The sequence below is a fragment of the Actinoplanes sp. NPDC024001 genome (genome assembly GCF_040638955.1).
In the GTDB taxonomy this organism is placed as follows: Bacteria; Actinomycetota; Actinomycetes; order Mycobacteriales; family Micromonosporaceae; genus Actinoplanes.
The window spans coordinates 20,445-37,617 of the sequence record NZ_JBEZZB010000105.1; the positions used below are offsets into that span (position 1 = coordinate 20,445).

General features: G+C 72.9%; 14 protein-coding genes and 1 pseudogene. 6 read left to right on the forward strand and 9 right to left on the reverse strand.

Annotated elements, in window-relative coordinates; translation table 11 throughout:
- Nucleotides 1-89: 89 nt before the first annotated feature.
- On the reverse strand, nt 90-3,074 hold the full coding sequence (locus AB0F81_RS32910; protein ID WP_360203546.1) for a hypothetical protein: 2,985 nt from the start codon (nt 3,072-3,074) through the stop codon (nt 90-92).
- 112 nt (nt 3,075-3,186) lie between these two features.
- Here AB0F81_RS32910 and AB0F81_RS32915 point away from each other — a divergent pair, with 112 nt between their 5' ends.
- Entirely contained in the window at nt 3,187-3,918 is a 732-nt protein-coding gene (locus tag AB0F81_RS32915; RefSeq protein WP_360203548.1) for a class I SAM-dependent methyltransferase, read from the forward strand.
- Nucleotides 3,919-4,007: 89 nt separating this feature from the next.
- Nucleotides 4,008-4,754 (forward strand): DJ-1/PfpI family protein, encoded by a 747-nt coding sequence (locus tag AB0F81_RS32920; RefSeq protein ID WP_360203550.1) that lies wholly within the window; start codon nt 4,008-4,010, stop codon nt 4,752-4,754.
- Here the strand turns inward: AB0F81_RS32920 and AB0F81_RS32925 are convergent.
- From AB0F81_RS32925 to ald, 4 genes are all read right to left on the reverse strand, one after another.
- On the reverse strand, nt 4,705-5,382 hold the full coding sequence (locus tag AB0F81_RS32925) for a hypothetical protein (RefSeq protein WP_360203551.1): 678 nt from the start codon (nt 5,380-5,382) through the stop codon (nt 4,705-4,707). The genes AB0F81_RS32920 and AB0F81_RS32925 overlap by 50 nt on opposite strands.
- A gap of 11 nt (nt 5,383-5,393) precedes the next feature.
- Complete coding sequence (locus tag AB0F81_RS32930) at nt 5,394-6,326, reverse strand: ParA family protein (RefSeq protein WP_328459746.1); 933 nt, start codon at nt 6,324-6,326, stop codon at nt 5,394-5,396.
- Nucleotides 6,327-6,486: 160 nt separating this feature from the next.
- A complete protein-coding gene (locus AB0F81_RS32935; RefSeq protein ID WP_360203569.1) occupies nt 6,487-7,401 on the reverse strand; it encodes a site-specific tyrosine recombinase XerD in 915 nt (304 codons plus the stop codon).
- A complete protein-coding gene (ald, locus tag AB0F81_RS32940) occupies nt 7,398-8,513 on the reverse strand; it encodes an alanine dehydrogenase (protein WP_360203552.1) in 1,116 nt (371 codons plus the stop codon). The genes AB0F81_RS32935 and ald overlap by 4 nt, the downstream gene beginning before the upstream one ends.
- A 118-nt stretch (nt 8,514-8,631) precedes the next feature.
- Here ald and AB0F81_RS32945 point away from each other — a divergent pair, with 118 nt between their 5' ends.
- The gene (locus AB0F81_RS32945; RefSeq protein ID WP_360203554.1) at nt 8,632-9,789 is read left to right on the forward strand and encodes a barstar family protein; all 1,158 of its coding nucleotides are present in this window, start codon (nt 8,632-8,634) and stop codon (nt 9,787-9,789) included.
- Nucleotides 9,790-9,792: 3 nt separating this feature from the next.
- Here the strand turns inward: AB0F81_RS32945 and AB0F81_RS32950 are convergent, their stop codons facing one another.
- From AB0F81_RS32950 to AB0F81_RS32965, 4 genes are all read right to left on the reverse strand, one after another.
- Nucleotides 9,793-9,963, reverse strand: coding sequence for a hypothetical protein (locus AB0F81_RS32950; protein ID WP_360203556.1), 171 nt, complete (start codon nt 9,961-9,963; stop codon nt 9,793-9,795).
- Nucleotides 9,964-10,034: 71 nt separating this feature from the next.
- Nucleotides 10,035-10,973 (reverse strand): hypothetical protein, encoded by a 939-nt coding sequence (locus tag AB0F81_RS32955; protein WP_360203558.1) that lies wholly within the window; start codon nt 10,971-10,973, stop codon nt 10,035-10,037.
- Between the two features lie 254 nt (nt 10,974-11,227).
- Entirely contained in the window at nt 11,228-11,626 is a 399-nt protein-coding gene (locus AB0F81_RS32960) for a VOC family protein (protein ID WP_360203560.1), read from the reverse strand.
- Between the two features lie 363 nt (nt 11,627-11,989).
- Nucleotides 11,990-12,856: a CPBP family intramembrane glutamic endopeptidase gene (locus tag AB0F81_RS32965; protein ID WP_360203562.1), complete on the reverse strand. Its 867-nt coding sequence runs from the start codon at nt 12,854-12,856 to the stop codon at nt 11,990-11,992.
- A gap of 94 nt (nt 12,857-12,950) precedes the next feature.
- On the opposite strand from AB0F81_RS32965, the gene AB0F81_RS32970 reads away from it, so the two are divergent.
- The 3 genes and pseudogenes from AB0F81_RS32970 to AB0F81_RS32980 all read left to right on the forward strand — a co-directional run.
- Nucleotides 12,951-14,315 carry an alpha/beta hydrolase gene (locus tag AB0F81_RS32970; RefSeq protein WP_360203564.1) on the forward strand — a complete coding sequence of 455 codons (1,365 nt, stop codon included), beginning with the start codon at nt 12,951-12,953 and terminating at the stop codon, nt 14,313-14,315.
- A 25-nt stretch (nt 14,316-14,340) separates the two neighbouring features.
- Nucleotides 14,341-16,056: a hypothetical protein gene (locus AB0F81_RS32975; RefSeq protein WP_360203565.1), complete on the forward strand. Its 1,716-nt coding sequence runs from the start codon at nt 14,341-14,343 to the stop codon at nt 16,054-16,056.
- A 9-nt stretch (nt 16,057-16,065) separates the two neighbouring features.
- Nucleotides 16,066-17,173: pseudogene (locus AB0F81_RS32980) on the forward strand (hypothetical protein); the annotation flags it as partial.

The window sequence follows — 17,173 nt, forward strand, 5'->3', positions numbered from 1 at the left end:
CCGGGTTGGTGCTGCTGCCGGGTTGGTGCTGCTGCCGAGTTGGTGCTGCTGCCGAGTTGGTGCCGCTGCCGGGCCGGTGCGGGGCACGGTCAGGGCGTCGGCCCCGCGGTCGGATCGCCTTCCCCTGCGGCCGGCTGGTCGCCGGTGGGCTCAGCCGCCGGGTCGGGTTCGGGCTCCGGCGCGGGCTCCGGGCGTTGATCGGACTCCGAACCCGGCCTCGGCCCCGAACCCAGCCCAGACCCCGAACCCGGCCTCGGCCCCGAACCCAGCCCGGACCCCGAACCCAGCCCAGGCTCCGAACCCGGCCCGGGCTCCGATCCCGGCCCAGGCTCCACACCAGGCCCGGATCCCGAACCCGCCCCAGACCCCGATCCGGCCCCGGGCTCTAGTCCTGGCTCCGCCCCCGGCTCCGGCTCCGGCCCGGTCGGGCTGTCGCCGGCCGTGGGATCGGCCGTGGGCTGGGCGGTGCCGCCCGTCGTGGGCTCCATCCGCCCGGACGGGATGGACGGCAGGCCGGTCAACGTCGGGATGGCCGTCGGCTTCGCCGTGGCGGCCGGCTCGCGCGGCGCCGTCACCGCCGGGCTCCGCTTCGGCGTCGCCCGCACGACCGGCCGGGTCGGCGTTTCCGGCGCCTGGGTGATCCGGCGAGCCGGAGCCTCCCGGCTCCGGCCGGGCGACCGCCGGCTTCGAGTCGTGGTCGCTTCGGCAGTGGCGGTCCTCTTCGGCCGCGCCCGGGTCGGCGTGGGGGACGGCACCGATGTCGGCTCGCCGATCGCGCCCCCGGTCTGCGGCGGAGCGGCTGCCGCGGCGGGTGGGGCGGCGGCCACCACACCCTGGACCGGGGCCAAGGGCGGCTCCCCGGCCTTCTCCTCCGAGTCGATCATCAGCAGCGCCGAGCCCAGCGCGACCACCGCGACTCCGGCGGCCGTTCCCGAGGCGAGACGGACCAGCCTGTCCCTCGTACCCCGCCGGCGTTGCCTGCCGAGCCCACGACGGACCGTGCCGATCCCCACGGAGAGCGACTCCCGCCACCGTCGGCCGCGCGCCGCCTCGCCGTCGTAGATCGCGTCCAGGGCCGCGTGCAGCGGCCGCGCGGCCACCTCGTCCACCAGCCCGGCCGCGATCCACGCCGGGAAGGCGAGCCGCTTCGGATAGCGGCGCACCAGCGCGTCGATCACCCCGGCCACGACCAGCACGACCGCCTCGTCCCGGGTGTGGCCCGCGGAGACCGGCGCACCGGCCCGGGCCAGCACGGTCAGCAGCTCGCAGGCCTGCCGTTCGGTGAGGATCGGCACGATCCGGTCCAGCATCGCCGGGTGGTCCAGCAGTTCCCGGCCGACCAGGTGCTCGTGCAGAGGGTCCGGGCGCAGCGCAGCGCATTGCCGGCCCGGCTCGCCGTAGAGGTCGCTCAGCCAGCCGGCCGCCGCGGCCTTCACCCCGGGCGGCTGGTCGTCGAGCAGCGGCACCCGGTCGAGCAGGTCCAGCAGCCGCTCCCCCGGGCCGGTGCGGACCGTGCAGAGCGTGGCCACCGCGACCGTCTGCCGCAGCGCCGGGCCGTCCAGCCCGTCCAGTCCGAAGGTCGACCGCGCCCGCCCGGACCAGTGCCGGGCCTCGTGCTCCAGCAGGATCTCCGTGCTGTCGGCGCCGGGTACCGGGTCCAGCAGCCGCGCCATCGCCTCCATGTGGATCGCCAGCACGCTGCCGTGACGGTCGCCCTCCAACGGCGGCGACTCGATCGCGGCCGGCTCGATGCGATGGCGGCCGCCGTCCGGCGGCGGCTCGATCGCTGCGGGCTCGATGCGATGGCGGCCGCCGTCCGGCGACGGGTCGATGCGATGGCGGCTGCCGTCAGGCGACGGCTCGATCGTTGCGGGCTCGGTGGCCGCGAGCCGGGCCCGGAACGCGGCGAGCGCCTGCTCGAAGGAGGCCGCCCGGTCCTCCAGCGGGCCCAGCTCCTCGGTCACCGCGGCCAGTTCGTCGCCGGGCAGCAGGGCCGCGAACGGGTCGCTCTCCAGCGCCAGCTCGTGCAGCCACGCCCCGCTGCTGCGGGCCACCAGCAGCAGCCGGACCCGCTCGTGCTCCGGCAGGGCGGCGACCAGGCGTTTGAGCCGGTCGTGCTGCTTCTCCGCGTCGTCGACCACCAGCAGCAGCGGCTCGCGGACGTCGCGGAACCGCTCGAACAGCGCGGCCGGGGCGTCCTCGCGCAACGCCACGACAAGCCAGCCGGCCTGTTCCGCGTCCCGGGCGAACTCCCGGGCCAGGCGGGTCTTGCCCTGCCCGCCGGGGCCGGTCAGCACGCGCACACCGGCCCGGTCCGCGCCGTCGAGCCACTGCCGCAGCCGGTCCCGCTCCGCGCGGCGGCCGTGGAACGGCACCACCTCGGCCTCGGCCCGCAGGAGTCCGGCCGGGCTTTCCCGCAGCGGCACCGGCACGCTCCGCAGGCCGGTGACCTCGGCCGGTTCGAGCGGCGGCACGACACCGTCGCAGGCGGCCTTCACAAAGGCCGGGTCGGCGAGCAGCGCCTCGGCGCGGATTGTGGTGAGCCGGTCGTTCTCGTCCCCGACGACCAGCCCGGTCAGCAGTCCCTCGGCGAACAGGCCGGCGCCGGACATGCCCTTCCACACCGACCGGTCGGCCGGCGGCCGCGGCCAGGAGCCGACGTGCAGCTCGACCCGGGTGTCGTCGAGGGCGCTGAGCGTGCCGGCCGCGTGCGCCCAGTCGCGGACCTCGGCGCCGTGCGCGTCGGGAAAACCGGCCGCCTCCGCGGCGACCCCGGTCAGGCCGGTCACGAACCGGCCCCACCGCAGGGCCGGCAGCGCGGGCGGCATCCAGTCGCCGTCACCGATCCACAGGATGGCGGCGTCCAGTTCCGCCGACCGCCACCGCACCTCGCACGGATGGCAGGCGGTCCCGTCGGCCCCGGGGAAACGCACCAGGACGTCGTCGGTGGGCAGCAGGTGGCTGGCGGTCAGCACCAACCGGTCGGTGAGCAGCAGCCCGGAGCCGCTGGGATACGGCAGCGGCCCGACCTCCGGATCGCTGGTGTAGACCTCGCAGACGCGCCGGCCGGGCATCGCGCTTCTCCCCTCTGCGGACGCTGGAATGCATACGACAACTCCGGACAATCCGTACAGAGGCGCGGCTGTCCGGATGCCGACATCAACCAGTGCCGGTAGACATGGACCCATGTCTGTTCTGGACGATCCCGGACTCTTCGGCCGGCAGTGGGCGGCCCACTACGACGACCCCGGCAACCCCGACCCGGCACCGGCCGTGGCATTCCTGGCCGGTCTCGCGGCCGGCGGCCCGGTCCTGGAGCTGGCGATCGGCAGCGGCCGGGTGGCGTTACCCCTGGCCGAACGCGGCATCCCGGTCGAGGGCGTGGAGGCCTCCCCCGAGATGGTCGAGCTGCTGCGCGCCAAGCCCGGCGGCGCGGACCTGCCGGTGGTGATCGGCGACATGGCCGACGTGCCGGTCGAGGGCCGCTATCCGCTCGTCTACCTGGTGTTCAACACGCTGTTCAACCTGACCGTCCCGGGCCGCCAGGAGGAGTGCTTCCGCAACGTCGCCCGGGTTCTCGCGCCCGGCGGCGCCTTCGTCATCGAGGCGTTCGTGCCCGACCCGGCCCAGTTCGACCGCGACGAGCAGCAGGTCCAGGTGTGGTCGGTGACCGAGGAGGCGGTCGGCGTCCGCCTGCACAAGTACGACCGGGAGGCGCAGACCTTCCTCCGGCAGACGCTCACCTTCAGCAACGGCGGGGTGAAGCTGGAGCCGTTCGGGATGCGGTACCAGTGGCCCGAGCAGATCGACGCGTTCGCCGCCGCCGCGGGGATGCGCCTCGACGCCCGCTACGCCGACTGGGCGGGCACCCCGTTCGGCCCGGACAGCCGCGCACACATCTCGGTCTACCGCAGCTGATCGCAGGAAACCGGCACCGTCCCGCACAGATCCGGACGAGCGTTCCCCGCCGCCGGGTCTGTGCCGGGCGCAGCGCCGACGATCGGGACATGCAGATCGCCATCGTCCTCTACCCCGGAGTCACCGCACTCGACGCCATCGGCCCGTACGAGTTCCTCCGCTCCCTGCCCGGCGCCGAGATCCGCTTCGTCGGCCCCGAACCCGGCCCGGTGGTCGCCGACAGCGGTGTGCTCTTCCTCGGGGTCACCCACACCTACGCCGAGACGCCCCGCCCGGACATCGTGCTGGTCCCCGGCTCCGGCCCGTCCACCGCCTCCGCGATGGCCGACACCGCCCTGATCGACTGGCTGCGCCGGGTGCACGAGACCACGCAGTGGACCACCTCGGTCTGCACCGGCGCGCTCATCCTGGCCACCGCCGGCATCCTGACCGGCAAGCCGGCCACCACCCACTGGACCGTGCAGCGGGCGCTGGGCGCGCTCGGCGCCGAGCCCCGGCCGGAGGAGCGGATCGTCCGCTCGGGAAAGGTCGCCACCGCCGCCGGCGTCTCGGCCGGCCTGGATCTGGGGCTCTGGTTGGTCGGCGAGATCGCCGGCCGGGACCACGCCGAGATGGTGCAGCTTTACATCGAGTACGACCCGCAGCCGCCGTTCGACTCCGGGCACCCGAGCAAGGCCCGCAAGGAGATCACCGACCGGGCGTTCGCACTCAGCCGCAAGATCGCCTTCACGCCGTCACAGATGCGCGCCGGCGCCGTGGTGGCCTGGCGTCAGACGGTCGAGAGGTTCAGGACCAGACACGCAGGAACAGCACGCCGAGGATATTCAGGATCATGAGCAGGATCGGGTAGCCGAGCGGGAAGAACCCGAAGATCAGCAGGATCAGCACGCCGATGTTCTTGTCCTCGAACCAGAGCCGCATCCAGTTCATGCCCGCCCCGGGCTGCCGCAGCGCGAACCAGAGGATCCCGAACCCGTCCAGCGGCGGGATCGGGATCAGCGCCAGCAGCCCGAAGGCGAGCAGGCCGACACCGAGCGAGAGCAGGATCTGCTCGCCGTACGGCAGGGCGACCCCGCGCAGCACGTCACTGAGGCCGACCGCGGCCAGCACCACTTCCGCCTGCTCGGGGTAGACCAGGGCGTACGCCGCGATGAGAAGCTCACCGGCGAGGATGCACGCGACCGGCCCGGCGGCGAAGACCGCGGCGGCCCGCCCCCGGCCCCGGTAGCGGGGCACCTCGTCCACGGTGAGCTGCCGACCCCAGCCCATCCCGCCGACCGCGGCCGACACCGCGCCGAACGGGTCGAGGTCCTCGCGCGGGCTCAGCCGCAGCGACTGCCGGCGCTCGGCCAGCCCGACGGTACGGGCGGTGAACCGGATGGCGACGGCACGCAGCGCCAAACCGAGCAGAAAAGCGGCGACCAGGGCGACGAACGCCACCGGTTCGCCGAGCGCGAAGAGCACGGGTGTGTGACCTAGCCTCGTTCTGTCTTGGCGGCGATGACCTCGCGAGCGAGCTGACGGTAGTTGCGGGCGCCGGACGACGCGGGATCCAGCGTAGTGATCGGCGCGCCGGCCACGGTCGACTCCGGGAACTTCACCGTCTTCGTGATGACCGTCTGGTACACCTTGTCGCCGAACGCCTCCACGACCCGCTGCAGCACCTGGCGGCAGTGGGTGGTGCGGGAGTCGTACATGGTGGCGAGGATGCCCTCGAGCTCCAGGTCGAAGTTGAGCCGCTCGCGGACCTTGTCGATGGTGTCCAGCAGCAGGGCCACACCGCGCAGCGAGAAGAACTCGCACTCCAGCGGGATGAGCACGCCGTGCGCGATGGTCAGCGCGTTGATCGCCAGCAGGCCCAGCGAGGGCTGGCAGTCGATCAGGATGAAGTCGTACTCCTTGCGGACCGAGCGCAGCGCCCGGGCCAGGGCCATCTCCCGGGCCACCTCGTTGACCAGCTGGATCTCGGCCGCGGAGAGGTCGATGTTGGCCGGCAGCAGGTGCAGCCCGGCCACGTCGGTCTTGATGATGACGTCCTCGGTGGCGACGTCGTCCTGCATCAGCAGGTTGTAGACGCTCAGGTCGAGGTTGTGCGGGTTCACCCCGAGACCGACCGAGCAGGCGCCCTGCGGGTCGAAGTCGACGAGGAGGACCTTGCGCCCGTACTCCGCCAGCGCGGCGCCCAGGTTGATGGTGGTCGTCGTCTTTCCGACACCACCCTTCTGGTTGGCCAGGGCGATGATGCGGGCCGGACCGTGCCGGTCGGTCGGCATCGGCTCGGGGATCGGGCGGCGCATCGTGTAGGCCGTGGGGTCGGCTGGGCCCAGGTCAGCACCGAGATCGAGGGAGTTCTGCTGCTCGCGGAGCGTGGAAGTCCAGGCCTCCGCACGCTCGCCGTTCCCTGACATGACCTCGCCCCCTCCCGACTCGGACTTGACTGTCCCCGCTTTGCCTTCGGTTTTCCGCCGCGGGGCTGGCACAGCCGGAGCCGATGCCCGACTGTACGCCACGCGCCCTTCCCGAAAGGGGTCAGCCGTTCGGCGTGTCGCACCTACGGGTTCGCAGCTTCTAACGAGCGCGCGGGTGAGAGGTCGCGTACACCTCCCGAAGGCGTTCCACGGTCACCAGCGTATACACCTGCGTCGTGGTGACCGACGCGTGTCCCAGCAGCTCCTGAACGACGCGGACGTCGGCGCCGCCGTCGAGCAGATGCGTGGCGTAGGAGTGACGCAGCGTGTGTGGGCTCACCGCGTACGGACCGTCCACGGGCAACCCGGCCGCGGTGGCGCACCGGTGCAGCACCGTCCACGCGCTCTGCCGCGACAACCGTCCACCTCGGGCGTTCAGGAAGATCGCCGGGGTGCCCCGGCCGGCGGCGGCGAGCAGCGGGCGGGCCCGTACCAGATAGGCATGCATCGCGGACCGCGCGTAGCCGCCCACCGGGACCAGCCGGGTGCGCCCGCCCTTGCCCCGCAGCAGAGCGGCCGGGTCCTCGTCGAGCGACAGGTCGTCGATGTCCGCGCCGACCGCCTCGGAGATGCGCGCCCCGGTGCCGTAGAGGAACTCCAGCAACGCCCGGTCGCGCAGCCCGAGCGGCGAATCCGTGCCCGGCACCGCGAGCAGGCGGTTCACCTGGTCCACATCGAGCGCTCTCGGCAGGCGTTTCGGCGGCGCCGGCGGCCGTACGTCAGCGGCCACGTCGTGGGGCACCAGGCGCTCGCGGACCGCGAAGCGGTGCAGGCCGCGCACCGCGCTGATGGCCCGCGCCGCCGAGGACGAGGCCAGGCCCTCCTCGCGCAACCCGGCCAGGTGCGCGCTCACGTCGGCGGCGCGCACCTGGCCGAGGTCGTCGATCCCGGCCTCGGTGAGCTTCAGCGCGTACCGTTCCAGGTCGCGCCGGTAGGAGGCCAGGGTGTTGCGCGACAGGCCACGCTCGACACTGAGATGGTCGAGATAGGCCTTGATCGCACCGTCGAGACTCAGCGCAGCACCTCCGTCAGGGGTATCGGGCGCATCCCGTGCGCGTCGGCGACCGGACCGTAGACGACCTGCCCGTCGAAGGTGTTCAGGCCCGCGGCCAGCGCCGGGTCGCGGCGCAGCGCGTCGCGCCAGCCCAGGTTCGCCAGCTCCAGAGCGTACGGGAGGGTGACGTTGGTCAGCGCGTAGGTGCTGGTGTGCGGCACCGCGCCGGGCATGTTCGCCACGCAGTAGAACATCGACTCGTGCACCCGGTAGGTCGGCTCGTCGTGGGTGGTCGGCCGCGAGTCCTCGAAGCAGCCGCCCTGGTCGATCGAGATGTCCACCAGCACACTGCCCGGTTTCATCCGCGACACCAGGTCGTTGGAGATCAACGTCGGCGCCTTCGCGCCGGGCACCAGCACGGCGCCGATCACCAGGTCGGCGTCGAGCACGGCCTTCTCGATCTCGTACGCGTTCGACGCGATCGTCTGGATGTGCCCGCGGTAGTCGGCGTCGGCCGCCCGCAGCCGGGCCACGTTCTTGTCCAGCAGCAGCACCTCGGACTGCATGCCGAGCGCGATCGCCGCCGCGTTCATCCCGGACACCCCGGCGCCGATCACCACCACCTTGGCCGCGTAGACCCCGGGCACGCCGCCCATCAGCACGCCGCGGCCGCCGCCCTGCCGCATCAGGTGATAGGAGCCCACCTGCGGCGCGAGCCGCCCGGCCACCTCGGACATCGGGGCCAGCAGCGGCAGCGACCGGTCCGCCAGCTCCACCGTCTCGTAGGCGATGCCGGTGACCTTACGGTCCACCAGCGCGTCCGTGCACTCCTTCGACGCGGCCAGGTGCAGATAGGTGAAGAGCACCTGGCCCGGCCGCATCCGGTGGTACTCCTCCGCGATCGGCTCCTTGACCTTGAGGATCAGGTCGCCGGTGCCCCACACCGCGTCCGCGTCCGGCAGGATCTGCGCCCCGGCGGCCCGGAAATCGGCGTCCGTGATCGACGAGCCGAGACCCGCGCCGGACTGGACGAACACGTCGTGTCCGGCCCGGGCGAACTCGAACACGCCGGCCGGGGTGATCGCCACCCGGAACTCGTTGTTCTTGACCTCACTGGGAATGCCGACCTTCACGAGCCGACACCGTCCTCTCTCAACGCTGAGCTAGTCCCCTTGCGCGGAGAGTACCCCTGGTGGACGGCCGGATATCCGCGATTACCCCCCGTCGGCGGCGAGGCGGTACGGTCGCCCGGTGATCGGCCTTCCCTGGATCCTGGTCGACGAGACCATCGACGACGGTGACAACGTCGTCGCCACGTGCGCCGACATCGACGGACTGTTCGCCGACCCGCCCGAGCCGGCCGTCGAGCGCTATACGCTGCTCGACTGCACCCCGGCCGGCCGGCTGCGCGCCGCCGGCGACGGCAGCGGTCCCGTGTGGCTGGGCAATATCGGTCTGGAGGCGGCGTACCCGCCGGACTCCTGCGCCGCTGAGCTGCTCGACGTGACGGTGCTGAAGAGCAGCCGCACCGGACGGCACGGGCCGCTCGACATGGTCCTCGAGGGCCGGCTGCGCCAGCTGCCGAAGCGGGCCCCGGAGGCGGACGGATACCTGCTCACCGGGGTGACCGCGGAGGGCGACGAGGACTTCGGGGCGTGCGGGGACGTGACCGGGGTCTTCCACGAGCGGCCGGCGCCGGCGCCGCGGCCGGCCACGCTGCTCGGGTGCCAGCCGGGCAGTCGGCTGCTGCGCGCCCTGGAAGCCCTGGACCGTGGCGCTGCCCGGCACCGGCGCTGGGTGAACGCGTCGATCTTCAGCGTCGGGCGGGACGGCACGGCCACCCGGCTGCTCGACGCGGGGCTGGGGGCGGAGGTGGCGGCCGTACGGCCGTCGCTGCTCGGGGACGGGCTGGTGGACGTGACGTTCCAGCCGACGTACGCCGACGCCGTCGGACCGGCCCGGCCGGCCCGCGCCCGCGAGGTCTGGCAGCGCTGGCAGCAGGGCCGCCCCACCGAGCCGGGCGCCTGGGCCGGATATGACCGGGAGCTTCGGCAGGAGTGGGCCGGGGCCGCCCTGGCCCACCACCGGCACGCCCCGGACCGCAAGCCCGGCGCCACCGTGCACCTGGAGGGCCGGCACGTCACCGACGAGGAGGGCTTCTACTGCGCGATCGGCGAGGCGGTCAACGGGCCCGGCGGCTACTTCGGCTGGAACCTGGGCGCCCTGCACGACTGCCTGCTCGGCGGGTGGGGCGTCGCGCCCGGCTTCCGGCTGGTCTGGCACGACTCGGCGGTCGCCCGTGACCATCTGCTGCCCGGGTACGACCGCCGCTGGTGGGCGCCGTCGCTGACCATGGATCAGCTGCTCGAACTGCTCGCCGCGGACGGCGTGGACGTCGACCTCCAGTGACCGTCAGGTCGCGCGGCGCCGCCGCCGCGCGAGGCCCACGTCGAACAGCGACACCGCAATCATCGTGGCCGCCGCGATGACGGCGCCGACCCAGAAATCCGGCTGGACGACGAATCCGAGAATGCCGAGAACAATGAGGGCGAGGAAATAGGCGATACGGCCGGGAACGGTCATTCCTTCTCCTTTACGGGTGGATCCGCGGAACGGCCGGCTTCCCCGTGAAAGCCGGCCGCTCCGCCCGGAAGCTACTTGCAGTTCTTGGCGGCTACCTTCTTCTTGCCGCCCTTGAACGGGATGATCTTCACTTGGTAGCAGGCCCGGTCGTCCAGGCTCTTGTCCTGGGCGATGCTCTTGACCGCGGCGAAGACCTTGGGCAGCGAGACCACCCCGGCGCCGCACGCGATCCGGGCCAGGATCTTGACGGCGTGCGGGACCTTGTCGAGGGTCGCGCACCCGACGGCGGCGGCAGCGCCGCCCATCGCGACGATCCCCATGCCATAGGTTCGGGCCTCGCTGCCGAACATGTTCAGGTAGACACCCACCCCGAAGGTGATCTTGGGGTCCGCAACGACCGGGAAGACGGCGCCCGCCGTGTCGGTCTCCTGGATCAGCACACCGTCCGCCCAGTGGTAGCGGGTCGGCAGCTCGCGACCGGACGCGTCCCGCGCCCACGGCGCCTCGATCACGCCTTCCGCCTCGCCCGCGCGGTCGACCAGCAGGAACCCGCCGTCCCCGGTGGCCTCGACCGTGGTGCCCGCCGCGAGGTCCACCCGGTATCGCTGCGTGCGCGGCGCGGCCGCGCTGTGCATGACGTAGAGCAGCTGCGCGCCGCCCTCCACCGGACGGATGACCGAGTCGGCGTCCTTCGCGACGTCCGGGAACACCCGGGCCTCGCCCTCCGCGGCGACCGCCTCGGCCGGCGCGGCGATCAGGCTGACCCTGGCCCAGTTGTCGGAATCGGTCAGTGACACCGACGGCTCCTCGCTGGAGACCGCGATGTCGCCGTCCGTGGTGACCGTCGGCCCACCGGTCTCCGCCTCGGCGTCGGCCCCGGCCAGGGCGCCGGCGACCCGTTCGGTGACGGTCATGGCCGGCTCGACCGGCGCCGCGAGGGCCGGCTGGGCCGAGACGAGAAGCGCGAGGGCGCAGGCTGCGGTGGTGGTGCTGACCTTTTTCAGGCGCACAGAATTTCCTCCCCGTGTACAGCAGAACCGCGGCAGAAATGCTGCCGTCGAAGCTGCTTCTCGCAGGAAGATTTTTCGGCCGGGCAGCGCCGCGCCGGAAAACTAGCACTCCTCGATGTCCATGATCAAACCCCGGCGTTATCGGCCGTCAATGGACAAGAAAGAAGCTTGCCAATTCGTTTGCCGTGGTCAGGGCAAGAGGAAAGCCGCGGTAACCGGTTACCGTCCCGGATACCGCGGCTTCGTTTCGTGGCTCAGCCCACAAAAATGCAGAAGAGATGTCCGTCCGGATCGGCGTAGACGCGCAACGGCTCCTCCGGGTCGTCACTGCGGTCGAAACGCAGCGTGCCGCCCAGGCTCAACACCCGCTCGTGGTGCCGGTCCAGTTCCTCGATGCTGTCGACCGCGGTGTCCAGATGCATCTGCTGCGGAACCGCGTCGTCCGGCCAGGTGGTCGGTTTCACGCCGGTCGTCTGCTGGAAGGCGAGCTGCCACGACCCGTCGCCGGAGAGCAGCACCAGCCAGTCCTCATCCGGCGTGGGCGTCTCGTCCCCGGCCCGGTATTTCAGCCCGAGCACCTCCCGGTAGAACTCGGCGGCCCGCCTCACGTCGCGGCTGTCCAGAACGAACGACCTCAGCTTCGGAAAACTCACGCCCGCCTATCTACCCGCGCCGTCGCCTGCTATGCAGGATCCGATGCTGACCAAATGGGTCACCCGCACGTCTTCATGGCCGGCCCGCACGACGGCCAGCCGGCCAGCCCGGCTGCGCCTGAGAGCTGCCTCGGCCCGCCCGAACCGACACTGACCGCCAGCCGGCATGGCCGGCTGCGCCTGAGAGCTGCCTCGGGCGCGTGAGACGACACTGGCGGGCAGCCGTGCGGGCGGGGGCTGTGGGCGCGACCCACTGCTTACGCCCGGCGGTCGCGCCGGCGGCCTGGACCGGGCAGGTGATCGCGCGGGTAGGTTCTGCCGGCACTGGTGGGACGGGGCCCGCGAACGCGTACCGAAAAAATCTCAGACGAAGAGCGGCAACAGCACCAGCGAATTGATCGCGCCGTGCGCAACCAGAATCGCCCACACGTTGCGGTAGCGGGACCAGAGGTAGCCGGCGAACAGGCCGAGCCCACCGTTGGAGATCAGGATCAGCAGGGTGATGTCGAGGAACGGCCCGTCGCCGAAGCGATGCACATGCATGAGCGCGAACAGCAGCGCGGTGGCGGTGATCGCCGGCCACCGGCCCCACAACGACTCCAGCCGGGTCTGCAGGATCACCCGGTAGAAGATCTCTTCCAGCACGCTGGCAGTGAGGAACGTGTAGAGCATCACCGCGGCCAGCGTCACCCGGTCCCAGTCCTCGTAGCCGGACAGGTCACCGCGGTCGCCGATCAGCGGGCTGTAGAAGTACAGATATCCCCAGACCGCGATCGCCGGGACCGGCCCCAGCCAGTACCAGAGGCGCGGAACCGCCCGCCGGTGCTCGCGTGCGCCCGACGGGCCGGGGATGCGGCGCAGCACCAGCCACGCCCCGGCCAGCAGGATCAGCACCTTGGCGAGCGCGTAGAACAGCTCGCCGTCCGGGGTGGCCTTCAGCAGCAGGCCCACCACCGGGAAGATCAGTGCCAGCCCGATCAGCCATCGGGCCTGCCGCCGCAGGACCTCACGGCCCGCGCCGGCGGCCGGTTCCAGCTGTGGGAGCCGCGGTGGCACCAGGCGGATCAGCAGAAGCCCGATCAGGTACGGGACGACGACCCCGGCCAGCGGAACCGGTGGGGCCTCCTCGTCCGCCGAGGTGGCCAGCTCGGTACGGCCCAGGAGCAGCGACAGGATCGGTGCGGCGGCGATCAGTATCAGCCCGGCGATGGTCAGCACCCTGGTTCGCATCGATCCATTGTGATCACTTCGGCGACCCCTACGGTGCCGACTTCAGGGGCAATCCGGATATGTCCCACCGGCTGGCGCGACAACCATGTGTCGCATGGCCGACTTTCGATCCGTTGCCCTGCTCACGTCACTCGCCCTGGTGGTGACGCCGGGTGTGGCGCAGGCAGACACCACCCTCGACTGGGGACCGTGCGCGAAACCCGACCCGGCTGTGCAATGCGCGGATCTGCGCCTGCCGGTGGACTGGTCCGAACCGGACGGCGAGACCTTCGAGCTCGCGGTCGCCCGCCGCCCCGCCCGCAATCCGGCACAGCGCGTCGGCACGCTGGTCTTCGGGCCGGGCGGCCCGGGTGACTCGGGGGTCTCCCGGGTGGCACTCGGCAACCGGTTCAGCGACGAGCAGCTGGACCGGTTCGACATCGTGAGCTTCGACCCGCGTACCGTCGGTGGCAGTGCCGCGCCCACCTGCGCGCCGCAGCCGGACCGCCCGCCGGTGATCCTGCGTGACCAGGCCGACTTCGACGCCACGGTGGCGCACAACCGCGCCTTCTGGGCGCGGTGCCGGGCTTCCAGCGCGGTCTTCGGCCACGCCGACACCTCAACCACGGTGTACGACCTGGAAGCGCTCCGCCGCGCGCTGGGTGAACCGGCGCTCACGTTCCACGGCAGTTCCTACGGCACCCTGCTCGGCCAGCAGTACGCGGAACGGTTCCCCGGCCGGGTCCGCGCGATCGTCCTGGAGGGCGTCTTCGACCACGGTCTCGGGCTGGCCGAGTTCGTCCGCACCCAGGCGGCCACGCTGCAGGATTCGTTCGACGAGTTCGTGGCCTGGTGCGACCGGGCCGGCCCGTGCCCGCCGGATGTGCGGGCCACCTGGGCGAAGGTGCTGACCCGTGCCGACCGCGGCGACTACGCGCCCTACACGGCGTTCGACGTGTCGGTTCTGCCGCTGGTGACGTTGCAGGATCCGAACTGGCCGCGTCTGGCCGCCGGGATCGCCGCCCTCGCCGAGGGCCGCACCGACGTGCTGCGACCGGTGCCGCCGCTGGCCACCGGGGTGGTGTGCGCCGACTTCCCGGTGCCGGTGCGGGACTTCCGGGCGTACCGGAAGCTGCTGCGCGAGGCCCGGCTGGCCGGGCCGGACATCCGGTACGGCGCCGGGATGCTGGCCGTCGCGACCTGTCTCGGCTGGCCGCAGCCGGTGGCGAACCCGCCGCACCGGCTGCGGGTGCACACCGCGACGCCGCTGCTGCTGCTCAACGCCCGGCACGACCCGCGCACCGGTCACGAGTGGGCGCGCCACGTCGCCGCGCAGCTGGGCCGGCACGGACGGCTGGTCACCTACGAGGGCTGGGGGCACGGCGTCTACCGCACCACTGACTGCACGGAGGCGGTCGTCGACCGCTACCTGATCGACCTCACCGTCCCGGCGCGCGGATTCAGCTGCCCCACGCCGTAGCCTCCACTTCGGTATGTTGCCGATCATGCTGGATGATCTGCTGCGGGGAGTAGCCGCCGGCGACGCTGAAGCCCTGTACGAACTGTCCGGCGCTGTCTGGCGCCGGGACAGCTCGTCACCCGCCACCGAGGTGGTGCCCGGTCTGGTCCGGCTGCTGGACAGCGCGGACGCCGACACCGCCGGCATCCTCACCCTGCTCGGCGACATCGCCCGGGTGAACCCGCCGCACGAGCCGGTCGCCGCCGCGGTGGCCGCCGGGCTGCCGGTCTACCTGCGATTGCTCGCCGCCCATCCGGACGAGTTCGTCCGGGCCGTGGCCGCCGGAACCATCGGTGGGCTCGGCCCGGACGTCGCCGGCGGCGCCTCCGCTGCCCTGCGGCAGGCCGCCACCGGTGACACGTCGGTGACCGTCCGGGCTTGCGCCGTGCTCGCTCTCGCCGACCGCGAAGAGAACGTCGAGCAGCATCTCGGCGACCCGGCACCACTGGCCCGGCTGGCCGCCGCACTCACCGCCGCCGGCACCAACGACGCGCGGACCATCCTGGAACGGGACGCGCCGGCCTGCCTCAATGACATCGCCGGCCTGCCCCGCTTCGACGACAACCCGCTCATCTGGGTGCTGCGTGAGCTGCGGCCCCACTGGGAGCTGCAGGCCGACCTGGTCACCACCTGGCTGCGGCACCCGGATCCGGCGGTGCGGGAGGACGCGGCGTACGCCGCCGAGGAACCGCTGATGCTCTGGCGCCCGGCGGCCGAACGTCTCGCGCCCGCGCTGGCCGCCGCGGTCGCCGACCCGGACAAGAAGGTCCGCTACTGGGCGGTGCGCAACCTGGCGAGCGCGGGCCGGGCCGCCGCCGGGTACGCCGATCAGCTCGCCGCCGCGGTCGAGCAGGACCGGGAGGCGCCGGCGGTGGAGGCGCTGGCCCGGCTCGGGGATCCGCGCGCCGACGAGTACCTGGCGGGGGTGCTCCGGTCGCTGCCGGAGGCGGACCTGAACCGGTTGGACGGGGCGTTCGACGCTCTCGGGCCGTGGGCGGTGCGGACCCGGGCGGTGGTGCTCGGCGCGATCGATGCGGCGCCGGCCCGGCTACTCCGCGCCGCGCACCGGATGGAGACGCCGGCCGGCGAACTGGTGCCGGTGCTGCGCCGGGAGGCGGGGGCGCATCCGTACGCGGTCGTGCCGATCCTCGGCGACCTGGGGCCGGCCGCGGTGGACGCGCTGCCGGAACTAGCGGCGCTGCGGCACAGCACCGACGTGGTCCTGCGCATCGAGGTGGAGCGGGCCGTCTGGCGGATCACCGGATCGGCCGGCGAACTGCTGGCGACGCTGCGGGCCGAGATCGGCAACCGGCACGCGCTGGCGGTGCTCGCCGAGCTCGGCCCGGCGGGCGCCGCGCTCGCCGGTCAGCTGCCGCCGATGTTCGACAGCGGCAACGAGTGGCAGGCGTTGCGGGCGGCGGTGGCCTACTGGCACGTGACCGGGGACCCGGAACCGGTGGTGCCGGTGCTGCTGCGGCATCTGGTGTGCAGCCCGCGCGGCATGATCGCGGTGAAGTGCCTGGGTGACATCGGGCCGGCGGCCGGGGCGGCGGAGCCGGTGCTGCGGGCGGCGGTGGAGTCGCCGTACCGGCAGTGGCGGACGTCCGTCGGGGAGGACGGCATCCGGCAGGACGAGGCGTGGAGCGAGGCCTGCGCGGCTGCGCTGGCACGGGTCGGAGGTTTTGTCGTACCCACCGCGTAGGTTGCCGGCATGCTGGACGACCTGACGACGGTGGACTGGCCCGCGCTCACCCACGCCTACGGGTCCGCGGGCGACGTGCCCGGCCTGCTGCGCGACCTGGCCGAGGGCGACGACAAGGCGCTGTCCACGCTCTACGGCAACATCTGGCACCAGGGCACGGTCTATGAGGCGACGGCCTACGCCGTGCCGTTCCTGATCCGCATCCTGGCGGCACCGGCCGCCGACCGGCCGGGGATTCTGGGGCTGCTCGGCTCGATCGCCCGGGGCGCCTCCTATCTGGATGTGCACCGTCCGCTGCTCCCCCGCTCCGAGCGCGACACCGACGGGGTCACCGAGCGGCTGGGCGCCGAGCTCGGCTGGGTGGCCGCCGCCACGCGGGCGGTGACCGAGGGGATGCCGGTCTACTTGCGGCTGCTCGCCGATCACCCCGAGGAAAAGGTGCGTGCGGCGGCTGCCCACCTGATCGGCGTCACCGGCGAGGCCGGGCTGCGCCGGGCCGCCGCCGGCGACCGCAGTGACCTGGTGCGGGCCTGCGCCGTGCTCTCCCTGGCGGCGTTCGACGCCCCGGTGACCGAGTCGCTCAGCGACCCCGAGCCTTTCCCACGCCTGGCCGCCGCGATCGTCTCCGCGGCGACGCGGGCCGGCGACGAGCTCGTCGCCCAGATCATCGAGCGCGACGCCCCGGCCTGCCTGTCGCGGATCCAGCGCCTGCCCAGCGGCGTGAGCAACGGCCTGTCCTGGGTCGTCGACGCGATCGGCCGGCACCCGGCCCTGCAGATCCGGCTGCTCTCCGCCTGGCTGCGCCACCCGGACGCTCCGATCCGCGAGGCCGCCGCCCACGCCGCGACCGAGCCGTTGCAGACCTGGCGGTCCACCGCTGCCGGGCTGGTGCCGGCGTTCATGGCCGCCCAGCGGGATCCGGTCGAGGCGGTCCGCGTGATCACGCTGCGCCACCTGGCCGGCGCCGGGTCAGCCGCCGCGGAGGCCGCCGACCTGCTGTGGGCCGCGGTCGAGCGCGGCCCGATCGACAGCGCCGACCTGGTCTGGGCCACCGACCGCACGGTCGGGGCCTCCGCGCTCACCGCCCTGTCCCGGCTGCACGACCCGCGCGCCGACG

Excerpts from the sequence above, each read along its gene's own strand:
- AB0F81_RS32950 (WP_360203556.1), bottom strand. The coding sequence starts at position 9,963 with ATGACCGTTCCCGGCCGTATCGCCTATTTCCTCGCCCTCATTGTTCTC.
- AB0F81_RS32975 (WP_360203565.1), top strand. The coding sequence starts at position 14,341 with ATGCTGGATGATCTGCTGCGGGGAGTAGCCGCCGGCGACGCTGAAGCC.
- AB0F81_RS32930 (WP_328459746.1), bottom strand. The coding sequence starts at position 6,326 with ATGTCAGGGAACGGCGAGCGTGCGGAGGCCTGGACTTCCACGCTCCGC.
- AB0F81_RS32965 (WP_360203562.1), bottom strand. The coding sequence starts at position 12,856 with ATGCGAACCAGGGTGCTGACCATCGCCGGGCTGATACTGATCGCCGCC.
- AB0F81_RS32915 (WP_360203548.1), top strand. The coding sequence starts at position 3,187 with ATGTCTGTTCTGGACGATCCCGGACTCTTCGGCCGGCAGTGGGCGGCC.
- AB0F81_RS32910 (WP_360203546.1), bottom strand. The coding sequence starts at position 3,074 with ATGCCCGGCCGGCGCGTCTGCGAGGTCTACACCAGCGATCCGGAGGTC.
- AB0F81_RS32920 (WP_360203550.1), top strand. The coding sequence starts at position 4,008 with ATGCAGATCGCCATCGTCCTCTACCCCGGAGTCACCGCACTCGACGCC.
- AB0F81_RS32970 (WP_360203564.1), top strand. The coding sequence starts at position 12,951 with ATGGCCGACTTTCGATCCGTTGCCCTGCTCACGTCACTCGCCCTGGTG.